Raw genomic sequence first — 24376 nt, forward strand, 5'->3', positions numbered from 1 at the left:
TTTTTCAAAGTGAGGTGAATGTTTGGGCGTCGCGTAACCCATCATGCCACTTGTGACAACCGTTGATGGGTTACGGCGCGCTTCGGCTCCTGAGCAACGGCCGAATCGCAGCCATGCGCGCCTCACCCATCCTACGACCGTGCAAAGTGTCTTGAGCCACATAGCCTGTCTCTCCTCAGAACAGCCAGAGCGGGCTGATAAAGAACTTGCCGAGCCAGCCCATGACGTTGGACTCATGCACGGCGCCGGTACCGCTGTAGGAGATCCGGGCATCGGCCAGCTTGGTCGAGGATACCGTATTGTCGGCACCTATATCCCGCTCCCGGACAATGCCGCTGACCCTTATATACTCGTCGCCCTGATTCAGCGTCAGCCATTTCTCGCCCTTGACCAGCAGGGTGCCATTGGGACGGACCTCGTGGATGGTCACGGTGATGTTGCCACTGAGGCTGTTGCTCATGTCCGAGGTCCCTTCGCTCTCGAACTGGCTGTCGGTACCGGCCGAAAAGCTGATCGGGTTGCCGAAGGCGCTGAGCCCGCGTCCGAAGAGCTCCGGCTGCGGCAGGCTGACATCGTTGCTCTTGTCGATGTCGGTGGCGGCTTTCTTCGTCGACTGGGTGCGTTCCGACAGCACCACGGTGATGATATCCCCGACCCGGCTGGCACGGCCGTCGCCATACAGGTTCACGCTGGTCGCCTGATTGTAGAGCGAGCCGTTGACCGGCGCCGGCGCCTGATACGCCTGCGGGGGTATCGGCGCGAAATAGGGATTGTCTGGTTTCGGCGGCTTGCTGACACAGCCGCCCAGCACCAGGGCCAGTATCAGGATCAGGGAGTTGCGGACGATCATCGAAGCCACCCCAGTCTGTTGTCAGAGCTGCTGCGTCACGAAGGACAGCATCTCGTCGGCGGTCGAAATGACGCGGGAGTTGAGCTCGTAGGCCCGCTGCGTGGTGATCATGTTCACCAGCTCCTCCACCGCGTTGACGTTTGAGCCCTCCAGCGAGCCCTGCTGCAGCAGGCCGGTACCGGCCTCGCCCGGAATCGCCAGCTGAGGGCGCCACTGGCGGCCGTTTCGATAAAGAGGTTCTGGCCGATCGCCTCGAGTCCCTGGGGTTGACGAAATCGGCCAGTTCCAGCTGACCGATCTCCTGCGGATTGGGATCCCCCGCCACCGTCGCCTGAACGGTACCGTCGAGGCCGATGGTAAAGCTCAGCACCTCGTCCGGCAACGTGATCGCCGGCTCGATCAGGAAGCCCTCGGCAGTCACCAGCTGGCCGTCACTGTTGAGCTGGAACTGGCCGTTGCGGGTATAGGCGATATCGCCGTTGGGCTGCACGACCTGGAAGAAACCGCGGCCGTTGATGGCGACGTCGAACGCCTCTTCGGTGATCTGCAGGTCTCCGGTCTCGAACTGCTTGTGAGTGCCGACGGTACGCACGCCGCTGCCAAGCTGCAGGCCGGATGGCAATTGTGACTCCTGGGCCGACTGGGCGCCGGGCTGGCGCTTGATCTGGTACAGCAGATCCTCGAACACCGCGCGGTCCTTCTTGAAACCGACGGTGCTGACGTTCGCCAGGTTGTTGGAGATCACCTTGAGGGCGGTATCCTGGGCGCTGAGGCCGGTCTTGGCGACGAACAGGGCTCCATTCATGAATATTTCTCCTGGATTCGCGATCAGCTCAGCTGCAGCACACGGGCAGCGGCGGTGGAATTTTCTTCGGCGGTTTTCATCAGCTTCACCTGCATCTCGAACTGACGCGCCAAGCTGATGATGTCGGTCAGCTCACTGACCGCATTGACGTTGCTGGTTTCGAGATAACCGGGACGCAGGCTGACATCCAGGGCCGGCGGCAGCGGCTGCGGCGTACCGGAACGCATCAGGCCGTCCTGCCCCTTGAACAGGGTGCCGGCCTCGGGCCGCACCAGCTTGATCCGGTCCACCAGCAACAGTTCTGCCGCATCCTCGCCGAGCGGGCGCGCCGTGATGGTACCGTCAACAGCAATATCGATCTTTTCCGAGGGCGGAATGATGACCGGAATGCCACCGGCGCCCATGACCGGCAATCCGCTGCCCGTGACCAGCTGATTGGCGGCATTGATCTGCAGCTCGCCGGCCCGGGTGTAGGCCTCGGTGCCATCCGGCGCCAGCACCGCGATCCAGCCCTCGCCGTCGATGGCGACATCGAGATCGCGCCCGGTCTGTGTCAGGGTGCCAGTACTGATATCGGTCGCCGGACGTTCGGTCTGGGCATAGACGCGGCTCGGCAGTCCGTCGCCGAACACCGGCATCGCCCGCGCCTGGGCCAGATCCGCCTTGAACCCCGTCGTGGTGGCGTTGGCCAGATTGTTGGCGTGGGCCTGCTGCGCCAGCATCGTCTCGCGCGCGCCGCTCATCGCGACATAAAGCACTTTGTCCATCTGCAGCCTCGCTGGGAAATCCTTTGCCGCTTTCACGGCGTTTGTCTAAAGAAAGCAGGATATGTGCCAACGAGCGATAACGGGAGACAGGCGCGTGAAAAGCAAAAGCGGCACCAGGTGATAACCTCGATGCCGCTTCTTTTGGCGTAGGGTGGCGTTAGCGGCGCAAGACTGCAGGCTCAATGCCCTTTGCGTCGTTCGGGCGCCGCGTAACCCACCATGTCGGGCGCAGCCCGACCTCTTTGACGCGTCACGCGTAACCGCCAGGGTCGGTGGAAATCCTGAAAATGAAGGAGCAATTTTCAGGGAACCGGTCACGCGTAACGTTCATATCAGATCTGCAGAATGTTCTGCGTCACCGTATTGAGGGTTTCCAGGGTCTTGGAGTTGGCCTGGAAGTTACGCTGTGCCTCGATCAGCCGGACCAGCTCCGCCGACAGGTCGACGTTGGACTGTTCCAGCGCCGCCGAGCGCAGGGTGCCGTTCAGGCCGGCCCCCGGCGGGTTGGTGATGGCGTCGCCCGAATCCAGGGTCGCGATCCATTCGGTATCGCCGCTGGGCTGCAGTCCGGACTGGTTCTCGAAGGTCGAGATCGCCACCACGCCCAGCGACTGGTTCTGGCCATTACTGAAGGACGCGACCATTTCCCCCTCGCTGCTGAAGGTCACCCCGATCAGGTCGCCCTTGGTGTAGCCGTCCTGCTGCTGGCTCTTGACGATGGACGCCGAGGCGAACTGCGTGGTGTTGGTCAGATCGAGCCGGATTTCGGTTTCGCTGTTGGCCGGATCCGCCCCTTGATCGTCAGTGCCGGCACAGCGCCACCGACGGGAAACTGACGGCCGTTGATGCTATTCAGCATGCCGCTGGTCGGATCGAAAGTGATGAGCACGGGCCCGACCTCGGTCTGATCCGCCTGATAACCGGGCTCGCCGGGATCCACGGTCTTGCCTATATCGAGCAGCTCGTCGCCGTTGAGATACGCATACACCCGGTAGACGCCCTGGAAGCTGTTGTCACCGGGAACGATCGTGGGCGATCCGAGAACCGAGCCGGGATCCGAAAGGGCCAGCAGGCCGTTCGCGACATTGCCGGACTCGGCCTTGAACGCGATCTCGATCTCATCGGTATTGGTGTTGTAGAGCACCGATTCCACGTCCGGATTCAGGTCCTTGATAGCCCCCTGGAACGAGACGATGGCCTGCCCTACCTGGGTCGCCGTCATCCCCGCATCCAGCTGAATCTCCACACCGCCGATGGTCAGGACACTATCGGCTGCCAGCGGCGTATTGCCGATGCCATAGGTATGGGTCTCGTTGGCCGCCAGCTGTTCGCTGGTGATGCTGCTCAGGGTTGCAGCGCTGGGATTCGCCACCTGAATCTCGTCGATATCGGTTGCCGACGCCCTGAATGTGATGATCAGGTCATCATTGGCGGTATCCACTGTCACCGAGGCGATGCGTGAGTCGCCGGTCGTCGTGTCCATGAGCGCCGCTATTTCCGCGTCCGCCGCGGCCTGCTCGGCGGGAGTTGCCCCCGGTGCGCGCCCAGTGGCCAGTATGTCCAGGTCAACCGTCACGCCCGAGATGTCGACGGTCCCGCTCAGGCTGTCGAAATCCAGCGTCTGCACTTCCCGCTCGGGCGGCTGCTCGACCATATTGAACTTCACGGTATGCTCGTTGCCCAGGCTGTCGAAAGTCCTGACCGTCGTGCTGTAGGTAAAAGACGAAGGCTCATCCTTGTCGTAGGGCCTCAGCAGCAACGACGAATCCTTCCGCGCATCGATATTGAACGACAGGTCGATATCCTCGGTCGCCTTGGGCGGGCTTTCCTTCTGGGTCACGGACAGGTTGCCGACCGGCAGCAGGTTGCCCTGGTCATCCAGACCGTAGCCCTGCAGGTACTTGCCGCTCTTCGAAATGATATTGCCGTCCTTGTCCAGCTCGAAGGCACCGGCGCGGGTGTAGGTCACGCCACCCTGGCCGTCGTCGAGCTGAAAGAAGCCGGAACCGTTGATCGCCAGATCCAGGTTGTTGTTGGTGAATTCGATGGTGCCGGCGCTGAAGTCCTGGGCAATATCGGAGACGGTCACACCGGAACCCGGGGTGTTGCTCGAGCCTGCGCCGACGACAGCGGTGGCATAGATATCGGCGAACTCGGTGCGCGAAGCCTTGAAGCCGACGGTGCTGGAATTGGCGATATTGTTACCGGTGACATCGAGATCGGTCGATGCGGCTTTCAGCCCGGTAATTGCCGTATTGAAACCTGCCATGTTCTGCTCCTTGGTTAACCGAGCTGCTTGATGTTGTTAATACCGGTCGAGCCGACGTCGGTGTTGACCTGCATGCCGATGCCGTTCTGCCCCAGGGTGACGCTGTTGATCCGGTGGCCAAGGTAGATCGGCAGGGTTTCCAGGTTTTCGCCGTCCACGGACTGGGCCACGATGCGGTACTGGCCCGCGGGCGTGTTCTCGTTGCCGTGCCAGACAAAGCTGTGATCGCCGGCCACGCGGGCGCCCATCTGCTGACGGTCCACCAGGGTGCCGTCGCGGTCGTAGATCGACAGCCAGACATCGGAGGCACTGTTTTCCAGCGACACCACGCCGTCCACCTGACCATCCTCCGGCAGCACCGCCAGATCGGTTTCGACGAAGGCGCGCTGGCCGACCATCGACGAGGCCTGAAGCGCCGCCTGGCTGCTCATCAGCGACTGCCCCATTTTCTCGACGGCCGTCGACAGATTGGCAATGTTCTCGACCGTGCTCATGCTGGCGATCTGCTGCATGAAGTCGGTGGTATCGGCGGGGCTGGTCGGGTCCTGGTTCTGCAACTGCGCGATCATCAGTTTCATGAACATCTCGCTGTCCGACTGATTCTGCGATTTCTGCGTACTGTTGCTCTGATTGGCCTGGTTGATCTGGTCAAAGACATTGCTGCCGTTGACGTTGTTGACGGTGCTCATCTTCTGTTACCTCCCGGGCTTATTGCCCGAGCGACAATGTACGCTGCAGCATCTGCTTGGCAGTGTTCATGATGTCGGCATTGATCTGAAAGGAGCGTGACGCCGAGATCATGTCGGCCATCTCCTCGACTACATTGACGTTGGGGTAATAGATATAGCCGTTCTCGTCAGCCATCGGGTGATTGGGACTGTACTCCTGACGCAACGGCGCCTCGCTCTCGATCACCCCGCCGACCCGCACGCCCTGCCCCGCCTCGGCGTCTGTCGCCGGCCAGAGGCTGTCCTGCTGCAGCGGCTGGACCTCGAACACCGCCTTGCGGGCGCGGTAGGTCTCGCCGATGCTGGAGCCGATGCTCTCGGCGTTGGCCAGATTACTGGCGGTGGTGTTCAGCCGCACGGTCTGGGCGTTCATGGCGGAGCCGGCGATATTGAAGACATTGGACAGCGACATGCTTATTCACCCCTCAGCGCTTTGCTCAAGCCCTGGAACTTGCGGTTGAGAAAATCGAACGAGGCCTGGTAGTCGATGGCATTTCCGGTGTAGCGGGCCATCTCCTGCTGCACTTCGACGGTATTGTCGTCGACACTCGGCTGCACCGGCACGCGGAACAGCAGGTCGGCGGCCAGCGACGGATCCACGATCGCCTGCTGATGACCGGTGCGGGTCAGTTGCAGCCCGGGCGCGGCAGGCTCCGCCTGCTGCCCCTTCAGCAGCGCCTCGAAATCGAGATCCCGGGCCTTGAATCCCGGAGTGTCGGCGTTGGCGATATTGTTGGCCAGCACCTCGGCACGACGGGCCCGCACCAGCGTGGCCTGCTCGTGAATTCCCAGGGCATTGTCAAAGTTGATGGACATCCGCTTGCCTCTTTTTCGCGTCTGGGTGTAACGAAGCAAGTGGTGTGCCAAGGAAAGAAAAGCCACTGATTACGGGCTTCAGGGAAAATCAGGCGGCTGACGGCGGTAAGGCATTGCCGCTTTGCCGGCCCGGGCGGCAAAGCGTATGAGATTATGAGATAAGGTGGGAGCCCGGTCCTACGGGCGCACAGATCCGGCGCCGAGGCCATTCGTCCGTAGGAGCCCGGCCCTCCGGGCGAACATGGTTTGGTACAGAAGCCATTCGCCCACAGAGTGGGCTCCCACAAGATGCGGTCAGATCGCCTGGTAGATGATCCCGGGGCGGCAGTGAATCATGCGGTAGCAATCGGATAGCCCGGACAGGGACTCCGAGGCGCCGAGGAAGAGATAACCGCCGGGACGCAGCTGCTGACGCATGCGCCGCAGGATGTCGAGCTTGAGCTCGGCGGAAAAATAGATCAGCACATTGCGGCAGAAGATGATGTCGAACTGGCCGAGACCGCCATAGGCCCCCTGCAGGTTGAGGCTCTGGAACCGAACCCGGGTGCGGATCGGCGGCTTCAGCACCCAGCTGCCGTCGGCCTCGCGAATGAAGTGCCGCTGCAGCCGCTCCTGGGACAGCCCGCGCCCGATCGCCAGCATTTCGTAGCGGGCGCTGCGCGCCTGCTCGAGCACCCGGCTGGAGATATCGGTCGCGAGAATCTCTTCACCGCTCGGATAGGCGCCGGGATTGGACTGGCGATACTCATCCAGCAGCATGCTGATCGAGTAGGGTTCCTGACCGGTGGAGCAGGCCGCCGACCAGATACGCAGCCGGCGCATACCGACGCTCTGACGCAGCTCCGGCAACACCTGGCGGGACAGGATCTCGAACGGGTGAGCGTCACGAAACCAGAGGGTTTCGTTGGTCGTCATCGCGTCGATCACCTGCTCGCGCAGACGCAGACCGGCGGGCCCCTGCAGACGTTTGAGAAGGTCGCTCAGACTGCCGACCTGCAGATCGCGCATGATGCCGTTGAGCCGGCTCTGAACCAGATACTGCTTGTGCTCGGCCAGCAGAATGCCGCAGCTCTTTTCGAGAAACTGGCTGAATTGCCGGAAATCCTCTCCGTTTATGCTGAAGGACCTTCCCGTCCCCTGAATCATGCCGTTATCCTTCAGTGGGCTCGCTTCGATGCCTGCTCGATACGCTCGACCACCACGGTGGCCAGATCATTGGGGTTGAACTTGGCCAGGAAGCCGTCGGCGCCGACCTTTTTCACCATCGAAACATTGAAGCCGCCACTGAGCGAGGTATGCAGCACCACATTCAGATCGGACATCCGCGTATCCTCGCGGACCATCGAGGTCAGGGTGTAGCCGTCCATCTCGGGCATCTCGATATCGGAGATCATCATCAGGAAGACCTCGCTTGGCTTGTGCCCCTTGTCGGCGATCTGGCACAGCAGGTTCCAGGCCTGGCGGCCGTTGTTGGCCGCGGTGACCTTGACGCCGAGGTCCTCGAGGCTTCGCTGCATCTGGTTGCGGGCAACGCTGGAGTCGTCGACGATCAGCACATGGTACTGCCGCGCCTGCCTGCGCACATCCTCGGTCGCGACCTCCTCGCTGACCGTGGTGGGGGTAGGGTACAGGTCCGCCAGGATCTGTTCCACATCGAGGATCTCGATCAGACGGCCTTCGTATTCGAATACCGCCGTCAGATAGTTCTCGACGCCGATCTCGGCCGGCGGCGGCATGATCTGATCCCACTGGGTATTGAAGATACGGTTCACGCTGCGCACTAGAAACGCCAGGGTGCGCTTGTTGTACTCCGCCACGATCAGGAAGCAGTCGCGACGCTGGTCCTGCGGGATCGGTGTCCGGCCGATCGCTTCGGACAGATCCAGCACCGGTATGGTTTCGCCGCGGATATGGGCCATACCTTTCACCGCGGTGGTCTGACGCGGCACTTCGGTCAGGTGGGGGCACTGCAGCACCTCGCGCACCTTGAACACATTGATGCCGTACTGCTGATCGGTTTCCAGACCGAACAGCAGCAGTTCCAGCCGGTTCTGACCGACCATCTGGGTTCTCAGGTTTACAGTGTCCAGGATACCTGACATTATCAACACCCGTTGCAGAGATCTGAATTTGCGGTGAGAGCCACTTCAGCGCCCTGAACCCAGTCAGGACATCCGTGTGAGCAGCCTTTATTTAACACCAGTTATCGCTTGCCTGACCACCTTTTTACTCATCACAACGGCCCGGGCCGAAACCACCGCCGCCCAGGTCGAAGCCGCCGCGAACCGATTTCTCGACCAACACTATCAGCGGGCTTTCCCGGATGCCAATATCCGGCTGCATCTGAACCCGGTCAGCACCGCCCTCTCCCTGCCCGATTGTGAAAGCCCCTGAGTGTAGAACCGCCACGCGGCAGCGGTAGCCGTCTCACCACCCGGGTTTCCTGTGCCGGTCCCCGGCACTGGGGGATTTTCGTCACCGCCAGGGTGGAGATACTGCGCAACGTCATCATCACGCGCCGCCCGCTGGGACGGGGCGAGTCGCTGGGCAACCGGGACATCGAGATACGCCAACTCGATATCAGCGACGAAACCCGCGGCTACTTTACCCGCCCCGAGGACGTGATCGGCCGCAGCACCAGCCGCCACCTGCCCAATGGCAGCATTCTCAACGCCGGCATGCTGACCGAGCCGACCCTGATCCACCGCGGTGACAGCCTGATCATCGAAGTCCGCAAGGGCGCCCTGCAGCTGCGCGCCCAGGGCACGGCGCTGGAGGATGGCGAGAAAGGCGAGCAGATCAGGGTACGAAACGACAGCTCCGGCCAGGAAGTCCGCGCCCGCGTGATCGCCCGCGGCCTGGTGCGCCCGGTATCACGGTAATCGTAGGAGCCCGGCCCTCCGGGCGAATATGGTTTGGCACAGAAGCCATTCGCCCACAGAGTGGGCTCCCACAGGATATAATGTGCAGAAGTCCGGTCGTAAGTTTTGCGATCGCAAAAAAGGCTAAAGTTTTCCGTGCTGCGTCCGATAACGGGTGCATAAGCGAAACAGAGGATCACCAGGATGGCAATCAATTTTACGGGACTGCCACCGAACAGCCAGACCACCGGTACCCGTAGCAAAACCGACAACGAGCCTGTCGGCGGCCAGTCGCCGCAGCAGAGCGAAACACAGAAAGCGGGCGGCGGTCATGCCGACGAAGTGCGTCTGAGCGACTCGATTCAGGCGCTGCAGGCAGCCGACAAGCGCCTGGCCGACACTCCCGCCGTCGACGAGAGCCGGGTGGAAGCACTGCGCAATGCGATCGAGAGCGGCAGCTATCAGATCGACTACCAGCGCGTGGCACAACGCATGCTGGACTTCGAGCAGTCTCTTGACTAACCCGGCACAACTGCCGTCGGCAGAATCCTTCGTTACCCTGGCCCGCCAGAGTATCGGCGTTCTCGACGCGCTCGGCCAGCAGCTTGACGCGGAACTCGAGGCACTGCAGCGGCATGACCTCGAGGCCCTGCGCCGCTCGACCGGCGCCAAGCAGCAGCTGCTCGAGGAATTTTCAGGCCTGAACCAGTCGCGCGAGCAGTTGCTGGCCGGACAGGGCTTCCCTGCCAGCAGCGAGGGCGTGCTGGCCTGGTTCGACAGCCTGCCCGAGACGTTGCGCGCAGACGCCACCACGGCATGGCAGGCGCTGCAGCAACAGCTCGAGGGCATAACCCGCCAGAATCAGCGCAACGAGCAGGTTATCCTGCGCAACAGCCGCAATACCGAACAGCTGCTCTCGCTGCTGCGCGGCCAGAACCAGAATCAGACCCTCTACAATGCCACCGGCGCCAAGGGCCCGGCCTCCGCGCAGAACCGCCTCGGCAAGGCCTAGAACAACTCCACTTCGCCCTCGTCCATGGACTGCTGGGACACCGAGCGCGCGCGATCGCGCTCTTCGGTTGTGGCACGCAGCGCCAGGCTGCGGGCTTTCAGCGATTCCATCGCCTGGCAGCGGCCGGTATCGTCCAGGCTGTCCAGCCGGCCGATGCTGTCGGCGAGTTCCTGCAGCACCTCGATGTTGCGACGCAACGATGCCAGCGACTGTGTCGTCATGTCCTCGAACTGCAACGCCCGCACGGCATCGCCGACCGCGCTCTGCACCTGCTCGGTAACCTGCGATATCTCGCCCACCCGGGTATCGACGTAGCGGTCCATTTCGCCGAACTGGGTCAGCATCGCGCGGACGCTCTCCTTCGAGCTCAGGGTCTCGTTCATGTCAGTGGCCGCCATGTTGCCGACGGACTCGCGCAGCCGGCTGATGGTCTGGCGCGCGGCCGCGATGCCGTCACGGATTTCGTTGTTGAGCTCGCCGGAGTTGCGCGACAGGGTGCGCACCTCGTCGGCGACCACCGCGAATCCGCGGCCCGCCTCACCGGCCCGCGCCGCCTCAATGCTGGCGTTGAGCGCCAGCAGGTTGGTCTGGTTGGCCAGGTCCTCGACCTTCTCCAGCAGGCTGAAGATGCCATCCAGTCGCGCCACCATATCGTCGATCTGTCCGACCACACCGAGGCTGTGTTCGCTGACGTTCATCATCACGCCCACCAGCCGGTCCATCATCTCGCCGGTGCGCTGGATAAAGGCCTGGACACTGAACGCCTCTCCATTCTCGCCGCTGCGTGAAATCACCTCGGCACTGAGGGTGCCCTGACGCTCCGACAGCTCGGTGAGACGATGAAAGCTGGCGGCCATCAGCTGCACTGCGTCCCGCACCAGGCCGTCGGCACGCTGCACTTCCTGATCGACAATCGCGGCCTCCTGCGACAGCGTCAGCCCGAACTCCGACAGCACCCCCGGGCATGGCGCCAGCCTCTCCCGGACTCTCCGCTTCCGCGCGGGCATCGGGACGTCGCGCCAGCCGGATCAGGTTCAGCGTTGCCAGCAGCACCAGTGCCAGGGCGCCGAGTCGCCACGGCAGCGCCAGCATCAGCAGTTCCGCCATCAGCGTCAGTGCCAGCGCCGCCAGCGGTGCAAGGTATACCTGGCTCGTCCATTGATACTATTCATCAGCCAGAACTCCATCGGATTGAAGGTTCACCGCGACTGCATTCTGTTGCAGAACCTCGGACGCCGACCGCACCAGGGCTCCGGCGATTCGTGGCAGCGGCAGGATCTGCTGTGCCGCGCCCAGCTCGACGGCCGCACCCGGCATGCCCCAGACCATGCTGGTCGCCTCGTCCTGCACCAGCGTGCGGGCACCGGCATCGCGCAGGCGTCGCATCGCCGCAGCACCGTCCCGGCCCATGCCGGTCAGCATCACCGCCGTGCAGCAGCCGGGCTCGAGGACAAGCAGCGAATCGAACATCACCTCGACCGAGGGCCGGTGGCGGTTGACCGCAGGCCCGCTGTCCAGCCGGCAGCGATAACCGTCGCCGGCAGCCACCACCCGCAGATGGCGGTCTCCCGGGGCGATATAGACATGCCCCGGCTGCAACGGCTGCTGGTCCGCCGCCTCCTGCACCCTCAGCGGGCCGTTTTCATCGAGACGGCGGGCGAAGCGCCCGCTGAAGGAGCCGGGGATATGCTGGGTGACGACGATCGGGGGCATCCAGTCCGGCAACGCCTCCAGCAGCTGCTTGAGTGCCTGGGTGCCGCCGGTGGAGGCGCCGATGGCGATCAGCGCACGGGGATCCGGCTGCCGGGCCGGCCCCGCCGATTCACCTTCCGTCACTACCCGGGTGGCCCGCAATCCGGTCCGCAGCTTCGGCGCCGCCGCCGCGGCCGCCCTGACTCTGGCCAGCAGCCCATCGCGAAAGCGCTCCAGCGCCTGCTCATCGCTGCCGACTCGCGGCTTGGCCATGAAGTCCACCGCGCCCAGTTCCAGCGCCTGCAGCGTGACCTCGGCCTTCTCCGTGGTCAGGGACGACAGCATCACCACCGGCAGCGGTCGCAGACGCATCAGGTTGCGCAGAAACGTCAGGCCGTCCATGCGCGGCATTTCGATATCCAGCGTCAGCACGTCGGGCTGCAGCTGCTTGATCTTTTCCCGTGCATCGAAGGGGTCGACGGCCGTCCCGACCACTTCGAGCCCCGGATCCGAGGCCATCAGTTCAGTCAGCACCTGGCGCACGACCACCGAGTCGTCCACGATCAGCACCTTGATCGGATCCATCCATACTCCTTATTCAAAACTAGCGACAGCGCCGGTAGACCGTATTGCCGACAAGCCGGAAGCGATCCGTGAGGCGGCCCGGCGTTTCCGAATGACCGACGAACAGCAGGCCGCCGGGCCTGAGCAGATCGGCCATTCGCTGCAGCAGCCGCTGCTGGGTCTGCTGGTCGAAGTAGATCATCACGTTGCGGCAGAAAATCACGTCCAGGGCCCCGTCATCGGCCAGGGCCGCATCAGGTTAAGCTCTCTGAAGGTCAGCAGGGCACGCAGTTCATCCCGCACCCTGACCTGCCCGGCCGAGGCGCCGACGCCGCGCAGAAACCAGCGCCTGCGCACCGCCTCGGGCAACGTCGCCACCCGCTCGGCGGCATAGATGCCCTGTTGCGCCACGTCCAGCACCCGGGTGTCGATATCGGTCGCCAGAATTCGGACATCCCGATCCGCATCGGCAAAACGGCTGCCCATGACCGTCATCGCGATGCTGTATGCCTCTTCCCCTATCGCGCACCCGGCGGACCAGATCCGCAGCCGCCTCTGGCCCTGTCGATCCAGCTCCGGCAGCAGTTGGTCGGCCAGATAGTCGAAATGGTGAGGTTCGCGGAAAAAGGCCGTCAGGTTGGTGGTCATGGCATTGATAAAGCCCTGCAGGGCTTCCGGATGCTCCTGCAGATACACCAGATACTCCGCAAACCCCGCCAGCTTCAGCTCGCGTATCACCCGCACCAGCCGGTTGTAGACCATATCCTTTTTGCTGTCCGCCAGCACGATACCGGCATGGCGGTACAGCAGCGCCCGCACCTGCTCGAAATCGTGCAGGGTAAAGCTGAACGCCCTTTCGGCCGATACCAGAGGCCTTGTCCGGGTCACGAGCATGGGGCCTCCCTGCCAGACGGCGTGCCGGTCCCGCTATCAGAACTCCTGCCACTCGGTATCGTCGCCCGCCACCGCCGCGACAGACGTCCGGCGGCCGGTCTGGGCGGCCATGTCGCGCAGCCGGCCGACCAGTGCGGCCTCCGACGGACGGCTGTCCCCGTCCGCCACCCGGAAGGCATTGACCAGCCGCTGCAGCTGCTGCGCCTGTTCCTCCATCGCCTGGGAGGCGGCCGCAACCTGCTCGACCAGCGCCGAATTCTGCTGCGTACCCTCGTCCATCTCGGTGACCGCGATATTCACCTGTTCGATACCGCTGGCCTGCTCGCGACTGGCCGAGGCGATCTCGACCACGATCGACGACACCTGCTCGACCGCCGACATGATTTCGCCGAGGGCCTTGCCGGACTCGTCGACATGGCGTCCGCCCTCCTCGACCTTCTGCACGCTGTCGCTGATCAGCTCCTTGATCTCCTTGGCGGCACTGGCACTGCGCTGTGCCAGATTACGCACCTCCGAGGCCACGACCGCGAAACCGCGCCCCTGCTCACCGGCCCGGGCGGCCTCGACGGCGGCGTTCAGCGCCAGCAGGTTGGTCTGGAAAGCGATTTCGTCGATCACGCCGATGATCTCGGCAATGCGCGACGAACTGCGGCTGATCTCGGCCATGGCGCTGACGACCTGCGACGAGATATCCCCGCCCCGCTCGGCCAGCGTCCTGGCGTTCTCCGCCAGCCGGCTGGCCTCCTGGGCATTGTCGGCATTCTGCTTCACGGTGCTGGTCATCTGCTCCATGCTGGCGGCGGTTTCTTCGAGGCTCGCGGCCTGCTCCTCGGTGCGCTGGCTCAGGGTGTTGTTGCCGGTCGCGATCTCCGAGGCGCCGTTGGCGATATTGCCGCCGGCCTGGCGGATATCGCCGACCATCGTCTGCAGCTTCGCCAGGGAGCTGCCCAGCGCCTGGTTGAGTTCGTCGAAGTCGCCATGGAAATCGCCGCTCATCCGCTGCGTCAGGTCGCCGTCGGCCAGTGCATTGAGCACCCGCTTGACCTCCCGCACCGGCTCGACCACGGTCTCGAGCATCTGGTTGATGCCCTCGGCCACGTTCTTCATGAAACCCTGGTAGATCTCGGCATCGAGGCGCTGGTCCAGCTGCCCCTGGGCGGCCTTTTCGATCAGCGCCTCGATCTCGCGCTCGGCGATCAGCTGATCGGTAATGTCCTGCCACTCGACCACGGTGCCGAGGCGCTCGCCCTGTTCGTCCACCACCGGGGTGGCAACCAGGTCGAAACTGCGCTTGCCGATGGCGATGCGGCTGCGGAAGGTATCCTTCATTGCCTCGAGCAGCTTGCGCTGGTGCTCGGGATGCTTGTGGAAACTGTCGATATTGGCGCCGACCAGCCGTTCGGCATCGAAATCCGGCAACTGGGTGCGGATGTCTTCCTGGGCCTTGCGCATCATCTGCAGCACGGCCTCGTTCATATAGATGATCTCGCCGCGGGTATCGGCCATCATCACGTTGGAGGTGACGTTATCCAGCGCCACCTTGACCCGTTGCGACCGCCGCGCCTGCTCCCGGGCATCGTTGAGTTCGAAGCCGAGCTTGATCGCCAGCGACTTGACCACCCGCTTGAGCTGCCCCAGCTCGCCCGGCTCCTCGACCGCAATCGCGATCTGGTAGTCGCCCTGGGTGATCTGGCGCACCAGCTGGCCGGTCGCGGTCAGGGGTTCGATCAGATCCTTTCTGAACAGCCGCGCCATGCCTGCCGCCAGCACCACGAAAGCGACGACCGGCCCCGCCATCAGCACCAGGTCGTGCGCGCCCGCGGCGAAGAGCCCGCCGGTCAGCACCACCATCAGCGCAACCGACATCAGCATCCAGCGCAGCGCGTTGCGATAGAGAGTCTTCTGCGGCAGCGCCGCCGGATCCGGCAACCGCGTCTCCTCGCTGGCGAGCCTGCCATAGAGCGCCTCGGATGCGGCGATCTCCTGTTCGCTGGCACGGGTGCGCACCGACATGTATTCGACCACCTGGCCGTTCTTGTAGACCGGTGTGACATTCGCCTTGACCCAGTAGTAGTCGCCGTTCTTGCAGCGGTTCTTGACCAGCTTGCACCAGGGGCGCCCGAGCTTCAGCGTCGCCCAGAGATCGGCGAAGGCGGCGGGCGGCATGTCGGGGTGGCGCACCACATTGTGATTGCGGCCGACCAGCTCGTCGGCACCGAACCCGCTGACCTCGACAAAGGCCGGGTTGACGTAGGTAATGATCCCCTTGAGGTCGGTCTTGGTGACCAGTTCCTGGCCGTCACGCAGTTTCACCTCGTGATCGGTTACCGGCATGTTGATCTTCATCCCTGCTCTCCTTCATCGCTCTGGCGGGTGATCCGGTCGGTCAGTGCCAGTTCGCCCGAATTCATCATCGCATCCACGTCCAGCACCACGATCATCTTGTCGTCGAGGGTCGCAAGACCCCTGATGAACTCCTGATTGATCACCCCGATCGGCGGGGCGGGCCGTATATCGGCCTCGGCGATGCTGTAGGTTTCGGCGACCGCATCGACCACCACCCCCATCACCCTGTCCTGCCCGCCGCTGCGGACCCGGAGCACCACCACCACGGTGGTCGGGCCGTAGTCCAGGGCTCGAGCGCGAAACGCTGGCGCAGATCGATCACCGGGATGATGGCGCCCCTGAGGTTCAGCACCCCTTTCAGATAGTCCGGCGTGTTCGGAAGCCGGGTGACCGGCATCCAGCCACGGATCTCCTGCACCCGCAGGATATCGACCGCATACTCTTCGTCAGCCAGCAGAAACGTCAGGAACTGCCGGCTCAGACCGGCCTGTTCCGACGCCTCAATGGCGCTGTTGGGTTGCAGCGTCGTCATGTGCTTTCCCTGCCCTGCTTGTGATGAATTCATGACCGCCATCGGCCGCGCCCGGGCGGGCGTCAGGCCCGCGCTTGACCAGTCCGGCGACATCCAGGATCAACGCCACCCGGCCATCGCCGAGGATGGTCGCGCCGGCCAGGCCCTCGACACGCCGGAAATTGGACTCGAGACTCTTGATGACCACCTGCTGCTGACCCAGCAGCTCGTCGACCACCAGTCCCGCCCGGCGCTCGCCGGCCTCGACCACCACCACCAGCCGGCTGCGGTTGTCACCGCCGTCACTGTCGAGCCCGAAGGTTTCGCCAAGGCGCAGCAGCGGGATGTACTCGTCGCGAAAGTGCAGCAACCGTTCCGCGCCGGCGACCCGGTTCAGCGACTGCGGACCGGTCTGCAGCGTCTCGATGATCGAGACCAGCGGAACGATGCAGGTCTCTCTGCCGACCCGCACCAACTGACCGTCGAGTATCGCCAGGGTCAGCGGCAATCTGACGCTGAAGGTGCTGCCCCGCCCCACGGCACTGGCCAGGCTGACATGACCGCCGAGGGCCTCGATATTGCGTCGAACCACATCCATGCCGACACCGCGTCCGCTGAGATCGCTGACCTGTTCGGCGGTGGAGAAGCCCGGCAAAAAAATCAGTTCCTGCATCGCCTGTTCCGACAGGCCGGCATCGGCCGCCACCAGCCCCTTTTCCACCGCCTTGCGGAAGATCCTGTCGCCATCGAGACCACGCCCGTCGTCGCTGATCTCGATCACGATAAAACCGCCCTGGTGATAGGCATTGAGCTGCACCAGGCCGGTGCTGTCCTTGCCTGCGGCCAGACGCTCGGCGGGCATCTCCAGGCCGTGATCCAGGGCGTTGCGCACCAGGTGCATCAACGGGTCGCCGATCTTTTCCAGTACCGTCTTGTCGAGTTCGGTCTGTTCGCCGTGCAGGCGCAGTTCGACCTCTTTGCCGAGTTTCGCGCCGACATCGTGCACCAGGCGCGGAAAGCGGTTGAAGACGAAGCTGACCGGCAGCATCCGCACCCGCATCACATCTTCCTGCAGCTCGCGGGTATTGCGCTCGAGCTGCGCCAGCCCGGCCTGCAAGCGTTCCAGCGCCTCGCTCTCGAGGCCCGCCAGTTCCTGACCGAGCTGCCCGAGCATCGCCTGGGTAATCACCAGCTCTCCCACCCGGTTGATCAGCGCGTCGACCTTGTCGATCGCCACCCGGATCGACCCGCTGTCCTGTTTCGCGACCGGCGCCGGCGGCCGGGCCGCGACGGGGGCTCTATCGTCCTGCGCGGGCGTCCAGGCGGCAACCCGCTCGGAAGCCGGCGCCGCGGCTGGCTGCAGCGGCATGATCTGCAGATCGCATTCGTCTTCGACCCACTCGAAAATCTCGCGGATCTCGTCCTCGCCACAGGCGGCGTGGAGCTCCAGCTCCCAGGCGAGATACAGCTGCTCGGGCTCCAGCGCCTCCAGCGCCGGCAGCCGGCCGCAATCCGGTCGCACCTGCAGGGGACCCAGTTCGGCCAGGGCATCGAACATCAGCAGCGGCTCGTTGCCGGTCTGCAGCAGGCCGGGGTCCGGCACGAAGCGGATCAGCCAGCCCTGGTCGGAGGCCGCGACTGTTGCCGGTGAAGAGACCGGCGGGGCGGCCGTCGGCTCAACTGCCAGCGCGGCTTCCAGCCCCTGGCGAACCTTCGCGACAGGCGCCGGTGCATCGCTATCGCCGTCGCGTGCCGCCTGCAGCAGCAGCCGCATCGCATCGACGGCTTCAAGCAGCAGGTCGACCAGGGCGGGCGCAGCCTGACGGCGCCCGCTGCGCAGCTGATCGAGAAGGGTTTCGACATGGTGGGTGAATTCGGCCAGCGCCGTGAAACCGAAGGTGCCGGCCCCGCCCTTGATCGAGTGAGCGGCACGAAAAATGGCATTGATGGTCTCGCCGTCATCGGCATCCAGCGCCAGCAGACTGGACTCCATCACCTCCAGCCCCTCGGAGCTTTCCTCGAGGAAGGTCGGCACGAACTGCGACATGTCCAGGCTCATGGCAACCTACCGGATTACGCGCTTGACGGTGCCGATCAGTTTCTCCGGATTGAACGGTTTCACCAGCCACCCGGTCGCCCCCGCCGTCTTGCCCCGGTCCTTCATCTCCGGCGAGCTTTCAGTGGTCAGCATCAGAATGGGGGTGAACTTGAATGCCGGCAGCCGGCGCAGTTCCGAGCACAGGGCAATGCCGTCCATCACCGGCATGTTGACGTCCGTCAGCACCAGATCGAAGCCTCCGCTGCCGGCTTTCGCCAGGGCATCGCGGCCATGCTCCGCCTCGACCACCTCATACCCCTCCTGCTTGAGGGTAAAGCTCACCATTCCCCGCAGGGAGGCAGAATCATCGACTACCAGTACCGTTGCCATGGTTATCACTCTCCGTGTTGTAACAGGCGGGCCAATTATCAGATTCGATCAGTCGGAAGGGGCGGGCCATCCGGCAGCAACAGATCGGGAGCCAGCCCGAGGCGCTGTGCGGCATCGAAAATCACCACCGGATGCCGGGTCCATTCGATATCGACACCGAGCCTGCGGGCATCGCGAATAAAGGTCAGAAGCAGCTGGATACCAGCCGTATCGATACGGGTGACGGCATTGCCATCGAGTTCAAGCGAGGATCGGGAGATATTATCGGACAGTTCTGTTTTCCATGGCCCTGCAGAAACAATAGTAAGCTCTTCGGGCAGCGTTATTCGTGAAACTGCAGTAACGGTTTTATTATTGCATTCCATTACAGACCCTCTTAATTCAAGGCCAAGTCCCGACGCCAATCCATACTAGTGTCTGCAATGAGATACATCAAACGTTTTTTAGTTTAAAAATACTTTTTAAAACAACAGCGTAAATCAGAAACAAAAAAGTAAATATGGAAGATTATTTTTATCGAACATTCAACTATTTAAAAGACACGACCAATTCGGAAAACCATGTAAAAAAATAAACGAGTGATAATTCAATATGAACGATTGGAGACGCCAGGCAGGAGCTCCGGCCTGGCGTCTTTTATTCAATCGATGCGTTCAAGAAGCGCCTTGTGAATACGACCCTTTTCCACATAATGCCCGGCATTGGCGCCCAGTTTGGCGACCGCCTGCGCATCGAGCTCTCGCACCACTTTCGCCGGTGCCCCCAGAATCAGCGAATTGTCCGGAAAGACCTTGCCTTCGGTGACGATGGCGCCGGCACCGACCAGGCAGTTTTTGCCGATCACGGCCCCATTGAGCACCACGGCCTGAATACCGATCAGGGAGCCTTCGCCGACAGTGCAGCCATGCAGCATCGCCTGGTGACCGATGGTGACATTGTCGGCGACGCTGAGTGGATACCCCATGTCGGTGTGCAGCACGGCCCCCTCCTGCACATTGCTGGCGACGCCGATCTCGATCGTCTCGTTGTCGCCACGCAATACCGCCTGGGGCCAGACGCTGGCTCCCTGCTTCAGTACCACCTTGCCGATCACCGTCGCCTGTTCGGCAACATAGGTGTCGTCATGAATCTCGGGGCAATGCTCCCCGTACCGATAGATCGCCATTGAGTGGCCTCCTGGTGCACCTGTTCGCTGAGAATCGATCAAAGATTGACGGGGTTGAAGCCGCTGCATCCCGCTCCGATCTCATTCTTTTTTGATAACGCCGCGCTGGATCTGATCGCGCTCGATCGACTCGAAGAGCGCCTTGAAGTTGCCCTCGCCGAAGCCCTCGTCCCGCTTGCGCTGGATAAACTCGAAGAACACGGGCCCCAGCAGCGTGGCCGAGAAGATCTGCAACAGCAGCTTCGGCTCGCCACCTTCGGTGCTGCCATCGACCAGGATGCCGCGCGCCTTCAACTCCTCCACCGGTTCGCCGTGGCCTGGCAGGCGCTCTTCGAGCATATCGTAATAGGTATCCGGCGGCGCGGTCATCAGCGGCACGCCATTCTTGCGCAGACGGTCGACACAGGCCGGCAGATCGTCGCAGCGCAGCGCGATATGCTGCACCCCTTCGCCGTTGAACTGCATCAGGAACTCCTCGATCTGGCCTGTGCCACCAGCCGATGCCTCCTCGTTGAGCGGTATGCGGATCTTGCCGTCCGGCGCCGTCATCGCCTTCGAGGTCAGCCCGGTATACTCGCCCTTGATGTCGAAATAACGAATCTCGCGGAAGTTGAACAGACGCTCGTAGAAATCGGCCCAGAACGCCATCCGGCCGCGATAGACATTGTGCGTCAGATGGTCGATCTCGTAAAAGCCGCACCCCTGCGGATGCCGGTCGACGCCGTCGAGGTACTCGAAGTCGATATCGTAGATCGACGAGCCCTCCTCGAAACGGTCGATCAGATAGATGGGCGCACCGCCGATCCCCTTGATCGCCGGTAGCCGAAGCTCCATCGGCCCGGTCGGAATATCCAGCGGCTGGGCCCCCTTCTCGAGAACATGGTTGTAAGCCTGGTGCGCATTCCTGACCCGGAAACCAAGACCGCAGGCCGAGGGCCCGTGCTCCTGGGCGAAGTAGTCGGCCAGGCTTTTCTTCTCGCGATTGAGGATAAAGTTGATGCCGCCCTGGCGATAGAGGTCGACCGCTTTCGAACGGTGCGTCGCCACCTTCATGAAGCCGAGCAGCCTCAATACCTCCGCGACCTTCCCGGGGTCGGGACCGGCAAACTCGACGAACTCGAAACCGCAGAGCCCTGCGGGATTCTCGAACAGATCACCCATGGTTGCTCTCCTCTTTGCATTCAAAGGCTGGACGGCTCCCGGTTGCGCCAAGCGACCGCAACCGGCCGTTCAGACCTGGAAATATGATGATGCATTAAGGATAGCTCCGGAATGGGTGGCTACAGCCAGGCAACCAGTAGAGTCCCGGCCAGCACCGCGGTGAGCACGGCATTCATCGCCATGCCGATGGAGCTGTAAACGCCGGTAACGCTGTGCTGCTGGAAGGCGGCCGCGGTGCCGATACCATGGGCCGTGACGCCCAGCGCCAGTCCCTGTGCGCGGCGATCACGGATGCGCAGCCACTTCATCAGAGGCAGCGCGAGCACGGCGCCGAAAATGCCGGTGACGGCGCAGAGCACCGCCGCCAGCTCCGGGATGCCGCCGAGATCCTGGGCAATGCCCATCGCTACCGGCGCCGTGACCGACTTGGGCACCAGTGTCAGCAGCAGGGTGCGATCGAAACCGAACAGCCAGGCCAGTCCCAGTGCGCTCAGTACCGACACCAGGGAGCCGGCCAGCAGCGCCGGCACCAGCGCTGGCAGGCTGCGTCTGAGACTGCGCCGATTCTGCCAGATCGGCAGCGCCAGACAGACGACCGCAGGTCCGAGCATGACATGGATAAACTGGGCACCGGCAAAATAGTCCTCGTAGGAGACGCCGGTCAGCGACAGGAAAAACACCAGCAGGCAGACGCTGGTCGCCACCGGATTGAGCAGCGACGATTGCCGCGCCCACCGGTGCAGCCACTGGGACAGCGCATAGGCGGCCAGGGTCAGCAGCAGCCAGATCAGCGGATCCCGTTCCAGATAGACCCAGAACTGCCCGAGCTCGGCATTCATGGCTCCAGCTCCTCTTCCCGTGCCGGCGCAATGCGCCGAGCCAGTACAGCGAAAACCCCGGCCGTCACGACCAGACCGACCAGCAGGCTGACCAGCAGCACCACCAGCAGTTGCAGCAGTATCGGGCTGACCAGCCCCAGGTGACGTACGATACCGACCGCCGCCGGCACGAACAGCAGCGACAGGTTGGCGAGAAAGAAGCGGGTCACCTGTTCGAGGTCCGGCCAGCCGCGGGACATGGCCGGCAGCACCAGCAGAAACAGCAGCATGCCGAGTACCGGACCCGGTACCGACAGCCCCAGCAGTTCGACCACCAGGGTGCCCAGCACCGGAGCCCGATGATCAATGTCAGCGCCGCGAGCATTGGCCCTACTCCGGTCGGCGGCCGCCGATGGCGTGCGTGATCTGGTCGGCCGCCGCCATGACTGCCGCGCTGTAGACCGGTATTCTGTCGGCCCGGACCCTGACCGAGGGCCCGGAAATCGAGACGGCGGCGATCGCCTCGGCGTTTTCGTCGTAGATGTTGGCGGCCACGCAGCGCAGCCCCGAGGTCTGCTCCTCGTTGTCGACCGAATACCCCTGGGCGCGGATCCGCCCCAGCTCCTCGAGAAAAGCGCTGGGCGAGGTGATGGTATTCGGCGTCATCGCCTCGAGCCCGGTGCGTTTGATGATCGTCATCACCTCGTCATCATCGAGCGCCGACAGCAGTGCCTTGCCGACGCCGGCGGCATGCAGGGCGCCGCGACTGCCGATCTGCACCACCATGCGCATCACCTCGGAGCACTCCACCTGACCGACGAAAACGTGCTGCACGCCCTCCAGCACCGCGAGATTCGACGTCTCGCCGGTCTCGGCCACCAGCCGCTTCATGAAAGGACGGGCCTGGGCGACGAAGTCGCGCTTCTTGAGATAGGCGCTGCCGACCGAAAAGGCGGTCACGCCGACCGACCATAGGCCGCTCTGCTCGTCGAAGTCGACGAAGTCGAGCTGGCGCATGCTGTTGAGCAGCCGGTGTGCGGTAGAGGGCGCCAGTCCGAGACCGCCGGACAGTTCCGTCAGATTGAGGCCGATATCGGAGGTCGCCAGCCGCTCCAGCAGGGTCAGTGCCCGGGTCAGGGACTGCACCTGCACGGCGCTGGAGGTGGCGGTTTTCTTGCTGGTCTTGCTGCTGCGCGCGTCGCTACGGCGGTCACTCATCGAGGCGTTGTCCCTGCTAGACGAAAAACCGCCACAGCATAGCACCCCAGCGCGCATCATCGAAGCAGGCTCGTTGCCGGTGCGGTGCGCTTCGCTTCCTGGCAATCGCTCCTGCATTGCCAGGATTCACGCGGGGCGGCCTTCCGCCATCCATGGCGATAACCAGCACCCTACGATATATCAGACCCTGTAGGGTGCTGGTGAGCAACGCGAACCGCACCACTCAACCGCCATCACCGGTCCAACAGCTCGATCCAGTGCTGCACCGGCACCTCGGCCTTGGTTTCGAGGTGCAGCTGGCAACCGATATTGGCGGTGACGATGCGGTCCGGGTTGTCGACGGTCAGCGCCTCGAGTTTGTTGCTCAACAGCCGCTGGCTCATTTCGGGCTGCAGGATCGAGTAGGTACCGGCCGAACCGCAGCACAGGTGCCTGTCGTGGGTCGCGGTCAGTTCGACACCGGCCTTGCGCAGCACCTGCTCGACCACCCCGTTCTGCTTCATCGCGTGCTGCAGCGTACAGGGACAATGGAAGGCAACCCTGTCGGCTCCCTTGCCCAGCCCCAGCTTCGACAGGTCCTCGTCGAGCAGCACCGCGCCGAGATCCCGCGTCAGCTCGCTGACCCGGCGCGCCTTGTCGGCATAGCGCGGATCCTGACGCAGCAGATGGCCGTACTCCTGCACCATGGCGCCGCAGCCGGAGGCGGTCATCACGAGCGCCTCGGCACCGGCTTCGATCGCCGGCCACCAGGCATCGATATTGCGCCGCATGAAATCGAGACCGTCCTCGTGCGCCGTCAGGTGGTAGCTGACCGCACCGCAGCAGCCGGCCTTCGGCGCCTCGACCAAGGTGATGCCCAGGCGGTCCAGCACCCGTGCCGCGGCGGCATTGGTATTGGGCGCGGCGGCGGGCTGGGCGCAGCCGGCCAGGGCGATCATCACTCTTGGGTGGCTGCTCGCGGGCCAGGGTTTCGCCTCGCGCCGCGGCGGCACCTTCGTTTTCAGCGGTGCGGGCAGCAGCGGCCGGAACAGCTGGCCGGCCCGCAGCAGCGGACCGAAGCGGTGGCGGTAGGGCAGCACCTGACGCAGCCCCCAGCGCAGCAGCCGCTCTTTCGGCGGTCTCGGCAGCTGCTCCTCGACGAGGCCACGTCCGATATCGATCAGCCGGCCGTACTGGACGCCCGACGGGCAGGTGGTCTCGCAGCTGCGGCAGGTCAGGCAGCGGTCGAGGTGGGTGCGGGTCTTCTCGGTGACCTGTCCGTCTTCGAGCAGCTGCTTGATCAGGTAGATGCGCCCGCGCGGCCCGTCACGTTCGTCATTGAGCTCCTGGTAGGTCGGGCAGGTGGCGGTACAGAAGCCGCAGTGCACGCAGGTGCGCAGGATCTCTTCGGCCTCCTGCCCCTGCACGCTGTTCTTGTATTGCGGAAGAATAGTGGTTTTCATGACGTCACATCCAGCTATAGAGGCGGCCG

Annotated in this window: 28 protein-coding genes and 2 pseudogenes; 5 read left to right on the forward strand and 25 right to left on the reverse strand. The window is 63.4% G+C overall.

The features are described from left to right. Nucleotides 1-175 precede the first annotated feature (175 nt). The 10 genes and pseudogenes from flgH to ACFQDL_RS06700 form a co-directional block, all read right to left on the reverse strand. Entirely contained in the window at nt 176-850 is a 675-nt protein-coding gene (flgH, locus tag ACFQDL_RS06655; RefSeq protein ID WP_379908331.1) for a flagellar basal body L-ring protein FlgH, read from the reverse strand. Between the two features lie 21 nt (nt 851-871). Beyond that, a pseudogene (gene flgG, locus ACFQDL_RS06660) lies at nt 872-1655 on the reverse strand (flagellar basal-body rod protein FlgG). Between the two features lie 23 nt (nt 1656-1678). Beyond that, nucleotides 1679-2422, reverse strand: a complete 744-nt coding sequence (gene flgF / locus ACFQDL_RS06665; protein ID WP_379908332.1) for a flagellar basal-body rod protein FlgF — start codon at nt 2420-2422, stop codon at nt 1679-1681. Between the two features lie 332 nt (nt 2423-2754). Beyond that, a complete protein-coding gene (locus ACFQDL_RS06670) occupies nt 2755-3186 on the reverse strand; it encodes a flagellar hook-basal body complex protein (protein WP_379912930.1) in 432 nt (143 codons plus the stop codon). After that, on the reverse strand, nt 3171-4691 hold the full coding sequence (locus tag ACFQDL_RS06675; RefSeq protein ID WP_379908333.1) for a flagellar hook-basal body complex protein: 1521 nt from the start codon (nt 4689-4691) through the stop codon (nt 3171-3173). Before ACFQDL_RS06675 ends, ACFQDL_RS06670 begins: the two co-directional genes overlap by 16 nt. A gap of 14 nt (nt 4692-4705) precedes the next feature. Further along, the gene (locus ACFQDL_RS06680) at nt 4706-5380 is read right to left on the reverse strand and encodes a flagellar hook assembly protein FlgD (RefSeq protein WP_379908334.1); all 675 of its coding nucleotides are present in this window, start codon (nt 5378-5380) and stop codon (nt 4706-4708) included. Between the two features lie 19 nt (nt 5381-5399). Next, nucleotides 5400-5831, reverse strand: coding sequence for a flagellar basal body rod protein FlgC (flgC, locus tag ACFQDL_RS06685; RefSeq protein ID WP_379908335.1), 432 nt, complete (start codon nt 5829-5831; stop codon nt 5400-5402). Between the two features lie 2 nt (nt 5832-5833). Continuing rightward, a complete protein-coding gene (gene flgB, locus ACFQDL_RS06690; protein WP_379908336.1) occupies nt 5834-6235 on the reverse strand; it encodes a flagellar basal body rod protein FlgB in 402 nt (133 codons plus the stop codon). Between the two features lie 294 nt (nt 6236-6529). Then, nucleotides 6530-7381, reverse strand: a complete 852-nt coding sequence (locus ACFQDL_RS06695) for a CheR family methyltransferase (RefSeq protein WP_379908337.1) — start codon at nt 7379-7381, stop codon at nt 6530-6532. Nucleotides 7382-7392: 11 nt separating this feature from the next. Then, entirely contained in the window at nt 7393-8337 is a 945-nt protein-coding gene (locus ACFQDL_RS06700; RefSeq protein WP_379908338.1) for a chemotaxis protein CheV, read from the reverse strand. A 76-nt stretch (nt 8338-8413) separates the two neighbouring features. On the opposite strand from ACFQDL_RS06700, the gene ACFQDL_RS06705 reads away from it, so the two are divergent. From ACFQDL_RS06705 to ACFQDL_RS06720, 4 genes are all read left to right on the forward strand, one after another. Further along, entirely contained in the window at nt 8414-8629 is a 216-nt protein-coding gene (locus tag ACFQDL_RS06705) for a hypothetical protein (protein ID WP_379908339.1), read from the forward strand. Nucleotides 8630-8703: 74 nt separating this feature from the next. Further along, nucleotides 8704-9117, forward strand: coding sequence for a flagellar basal body P-ring formation chaperone FlgA (flgA, locus tag ACFQDL_RS06710; protein ID WP_379912932.1), 414 nt, complete (start codon nt 8704-8706; stop codon nt 9115-9117). 183 nt (nt 9118-9300) lie between these two features. Next, nucleotides 9301-9618 (forward strand): flagellar biosynthesis anti-sigma factor FlgM, encoded by a 318-nt coding sequence (gene flgM / locus ACFQDL_RS06715; RefSeq protein ID WP_379908340.1) that lies wholly within the window; start codon nt 9301-9303, stop codon nt 9616-9618. After that, nucleotides 9611-10108, forward strand: a complete 498-nt coding sequence (locus ACFQDL_RS06720) for a flagella synthesis protein FlgN (RefSeq protein WP_379908341.1) — start codon at nt 9611-9613, stop codon at nt 10106-10108. Before flgM ends, ACFQDL_RS06720 begins: the two co-directional genes overlap by 8 nt. Here the strand turns inward: ACFQDL_RS06720 and ACFQDL_RS06725 are convergent. Beyond that, nucleotides 10105-11064, reverse strand: a complete 960-nt coding sequence (locus tag ACFQDL_RS06725) for a methyl-accepting chemotaxis protein (RefSeq protein ID WP_465263951.1) — start codon at nt 11062-11064, stop codon at nt 10105-10107. The two genes, ACFQDL_RS06720 and ACFQDL_RS06725, sit on opposite strands and share 4 nt — an antisense overlap. An 8-nt stretch (nt 11065-11072) precedes the next feature. On the opposite strand from ACFQDL_RS06725, the gene ACFQDL_RS06730 reads away from it, so the two are divergent. Beyond that, the gene (locus ACFQDL_RS06730; protein ID WP_379913482.1) at nt 11073-11270 is read left to right on the forward strand and encodes a hypothetical protein; all 198 of its coding nucleotides are present in this window, start codon (nt 11073-11075) and stop codon (nt 11268-11270) included. Nucleotides 11271-11272: 2 nt separating this feature from the next. Here ACFQDL_RS06730 and ACFQDL_RS06735 read toward each other — a convergent pair whose 3' ends face one another. From ACFQDL_RS06735 to glcF, 14 genes and pseudogenes are all read right to left on the reverse strand, one after another. Continuing rightward, a complete protein-coding gene (locus ACFQDL_RS06735; protein WP_379908343.1) occupies nt 11273-12385 on the reverse strand; it encodes a protein-glutamate methylesterase/protein-glutamine glutaminase in 1113 nt (370 codons plus the stop codon). Between the two features lie 19 nt (nt 12386-12404). Next, nucleotides 12405-13258, reverse strand: a pseudogene (locus tag ACFQDL_RS06740) (CheR family methyltransferase). 36 nt (nt 13259-13294) lie between these two features. Next, nucleotides 13295-15604, reverse strand: coding sequence for a methyl-accepting chemotaxis protein (locus ACFQDL_RS06745; protein WP_379908344.1), 2310 nt, complete (start codon nt 15602-15604; stop codon nt 13295-13297). Continuing rightward, entirely contained in the window at nt 15601-15825 is a 225-nt protein-coding gene (locus tag ACFQDL_RS06750; RefSeq protein ID WP_379908345.1) for a chemotaxis protein CheW, read from the reverse strand. The genes ACFQDL_RS06745 and ACFQDL_RS06750 overlap by 4 nt, the downstream gene beginning before the upstream one ends. Further along, complete coding sequence (locus ACFQDL_RS06755; protein WP_379908346.1) at nt 15825-16136, reverse strand: chemotaxis protein CheW; 312 nt, start codon at nt 16134-16136, stop codon at nt 15825-15827. The genes ACFQDL_RS06750 and ACFQDL_RS06755 overlap by 1 nt, the downstream gene beginning before the upstream one ends. Then, entirely contained in the window at nt 16105-18174 is a 2070-nt protein-coding gene (locus ACFQDL_RS06760) for a chemotaxis protein CheA (RefSeq protein WP_379908347.1), read from the reverse strand. Before ACFQDL_RS06760 ends, ACFQDL_RS06755 begins: the two co-directional genes overlap by 32 nt. A 6-nt stretch (nt 18175-18180) precedes the next feature. Beyond that, on the reverse strand, nt 18181-18543 hold the full coding sequence (locus tag ACFQDL_RS06765) for a response regulator (RefSeq protein WP_379908348.1): 363 nt from the start codon (nt 18541-18543) through the stop codon (nt 18181-18183). Nucleotides 18544-18581: 38 nt separating this feature from the next. Further along, nucleotides 18582-18908 carry an STAS domain-containing protein gene (locus ACFQDL_RS06770; RefSeq protein ID WP_379908349.1) on the reverse strand — a complete coding sequence of 109 codons (327 nt, stop codon included), beginning with the start codon at nt 18906-18908 and terminating at the stop codon, nt 18582-18584. A gap of 275 nt (nt 18909-19183) precedes the next feature. Further along, nucleotides 19184-19708, reverse strand: coding sequence for a gamma carbonic anhydrase family protein (locus ACFQDL_RS06775; RefSeq protein ID WP_379908350.1), 525 nt, complete (start codon nt 19706-19708; stop codon nt 19184-19186). Nucleotides 19709-19789: 81 nt separating this feature from the next. Then, on the reverse strand, nt 19790-20869 hold the full coding sequence (gene hppD, locus ACFQDL_RS06780; protein ID WP_379908351.1) for a 4-hydroxyphenylpyruvate dioxygenase: 1080 nt from the start codon (nt 20867-20869) through the stop codon (nt 19790-19792). Nucleotides 20870-20988: 119 nt separating this feature from the next. Further along, nucleotides 20989-21708, reverse strand: a complete 720-nt coding sequence (locus ACFQDL_RS06785; protein WP_379908352.1) for an LrgB family protein — start codon at nt 21706-21708, stop codon at nt 20989-20991. Beyond that, nucleotides 21705-22037, reverse strand: coding sequence for a CidA/LrgA family protein (locus ACFQDL_RS06790; RefSeq protein WP_379908353.1), 333 nt, complete (start codon nt 22035-22037; stop codon nt 21705-21707). The genes ACFQDL_RS06785 and ACFQDL_RS06790 overlap by 4 nt, the downstream gene beginning before the upstream one ends. Nucleotides 22038-22077: 40 nt before the next feature. Further along, complete coding sequence (locus tag ACFQDL_RS06795) at nt 22078-22905, reverse strand: IclR family transcriptional regulator (RefSeq protein ID WP_379908354.1); 828 nt, start codon at nt 22903-22905, stop codon at nt 22078-22080. A 233-nt stretch (nt 22906-23138) separates the two neighbouring features. After that, the gene (gene glcF / locus ACFQDL_RS06800; protein ID WP_379908355.1) at nt 23139-24347 is read right to left on the reverse strand and encodes a glycolate oxidase subunit GlcF; all 1209 of its coding nucleotides are present in this window, start codon (nt 24345-24347) and stop codon (nt 23139-23141) included. Between the last annotated feature and the right edge of the window lie 29 nt (nt 24348-24376).

Origin of the sequence: Marinobacterium aestuariivivens (genome assembly GCF_042661465.1) — a bacterium.
GTDB lineage: Bacteria > Pseudomonadota > Gammaproteobacteria > Pseudomonadales > Balneatricaceae > Marinobacterium_A > Marinobacterium_A aestuariivivens.

Excerpts from the sequence above, each read along its gene's own strand:
- ACFQDL_RS06760 (WP_379908347.1), bottom strand. The coding sequence starts at position 18,174 with ATGAGCCTGGACATGTCGCAGTTCGTGCCGACCTTCCTCGAGGAAAGC.
- flgF (WP_379908332.1), bottom strand. The coding sequence starts at position 2,422 with ATGGACAAAGTGCTTTATGTCGCGATGAGCGGCGCGCGCGAGACGATG.
- ACFQDL_RS06735 (WP_379908343.1), bottom strand. The coding sequence starts at position 12,385 with ATGGATCCGATCAAGGTGCTGATCGTGGACGACTCGGTGGTCGTGCGC.
- ACFQDL_RS06785 (WP_379908352.1), bottom strand. The coding sequence starts at position 21,708 with ATGAATGCCGAGCTCGGGCAGTTCTGGGTCTATCTGGAACGGGATCCG.
- ACFQDL_RS06680 (WP_379908334.1), bottom strand. The coding sequence starts at position 5,380 with ATGAGCACCGTCAACAACGTCAACGGCAGCAATGTCTTTGACCAGATC.
- ACFQDL_RS06750 (WP_379908345.1), bottom strand. The coding sequence starts at position 15,825 with ATGGGGGTGGTGGTCGATGCGGTCGCCGAAACCTACAGCATCGCCGAG.
- ACFQDL_RS06745 (WP_379908344.1), bottom strand. The coding sequence starts at position 15,604 with ATGAAGATCAACATGCCGGTAACCGATCACGAGGTGAAACTGCGTGAC.
- ACFQDL_RS06770 (WP_379908349.1), bottom strand. The coding sequence starts at position 18,908 with ATGGAATGCAATAATAAAACCGTTACTGCAGTTTCACGAATAACGCTG.
- ACFQDL_RS06755 (WP_379908346.1), bottom strand. The coding sequence starts at position 16,136 with ATGACGACGCTGCAACCCAACAGCGCCATTGAGGCGTCGGAACAGGCC.
- ACFQDL_RS06700 (WP_379908338.1), bottom strand. The coding sequence starts at position 8,337 with ATGTCAGGTATCCTGGACACTGTAAACCTGAGAACCCAGATGGTCGGT.
- hppD (WP_379908351.1), bottom strand. The coding sequence starts at position 20,869 with ATGGGTGATCTGTTCGAGAATCCCGCAGGGCTCTGCGGTTTCGAGTTC.
- ACFQDL_RS06795 (WP_379908354.1), bottom strand. The coding sequence starts at position 22,905 with ATGAGTGACCGCCGTAGCGACGCGCGCAGCAGCAAGACCAGCAAGAAA.
- flgB (WP_379908336.1), bottom strand. The coding sequence starts at position 6,235 with ATGTCCATCAACTTTGACAATGCCCTGGGAATTCACGAGCAGGCCACG.
- ACFQDL_RS06775 (WP_379908350.1), bottom strand. The coding sequence starts at position 19,708 with ATGGCGATCTATCGGTACGGGGAGCATTGCCCCGAGATTCATGACGAC.
- glcF (WP_379908355.1), bottom strand. The coding sequence starts at position 24,347 with ATGAAAACCACTATTCTTCCGCAATACAAGAACAGCGTGCAGGGGCAG.
- flgM (WP_379908340.1), top strand. The coding sequence starts at position 9,301 with ATGGCAATCAATTTTACGGGACTGCCACCGAACAGCCAGACCACCGGT.
- ACFQDL_RS06730 (WP_379913482.1), top strand. The coding sequence starts at position 11,073 with ATGGCGCCAGCCTCTCCCGGACTCTCCGCTTCCGCGCGGGCATCGGGA.
- ACFQDL_RS06765 (WP_379908348.1), bottom strand. The coding sequence starts at position 18,543 with ATGGCAACGGTACTGGTAGTCGATGATTCTGCCTCCCTGCGGGGAATG.
- ACFQDL_RS06675 (WP_379908333.1), bottom strand. The coding sequence starts at position 4,691 with ATGGCAGGTTTCAATACGGCAATTACCGGGCTGAAAGCCGCATCGACC.
- flgC (WP_379908335.1), bottom strand. The coding sequence starts at position 5,831 with ATGTCGCTGTCCAATGTCTTCAATATCGCCGGCTCCGCCATGAACGCC.
- flgH (WP_379908331.1), bottom strand. The coding sequence starts at position 850 with ATGATCGTCCGCAACTCCCTGATCCTGATACTGGCCCTGGTGCTGGGC.
- ACFQDL_RS06695 (WP_379908337.1), bottom strand. The coding sequence starts at position 7,381 with ATGATTCAGGGGACGGGAAGGTCCTTCAGCATAAACGGAGAGGATTTC.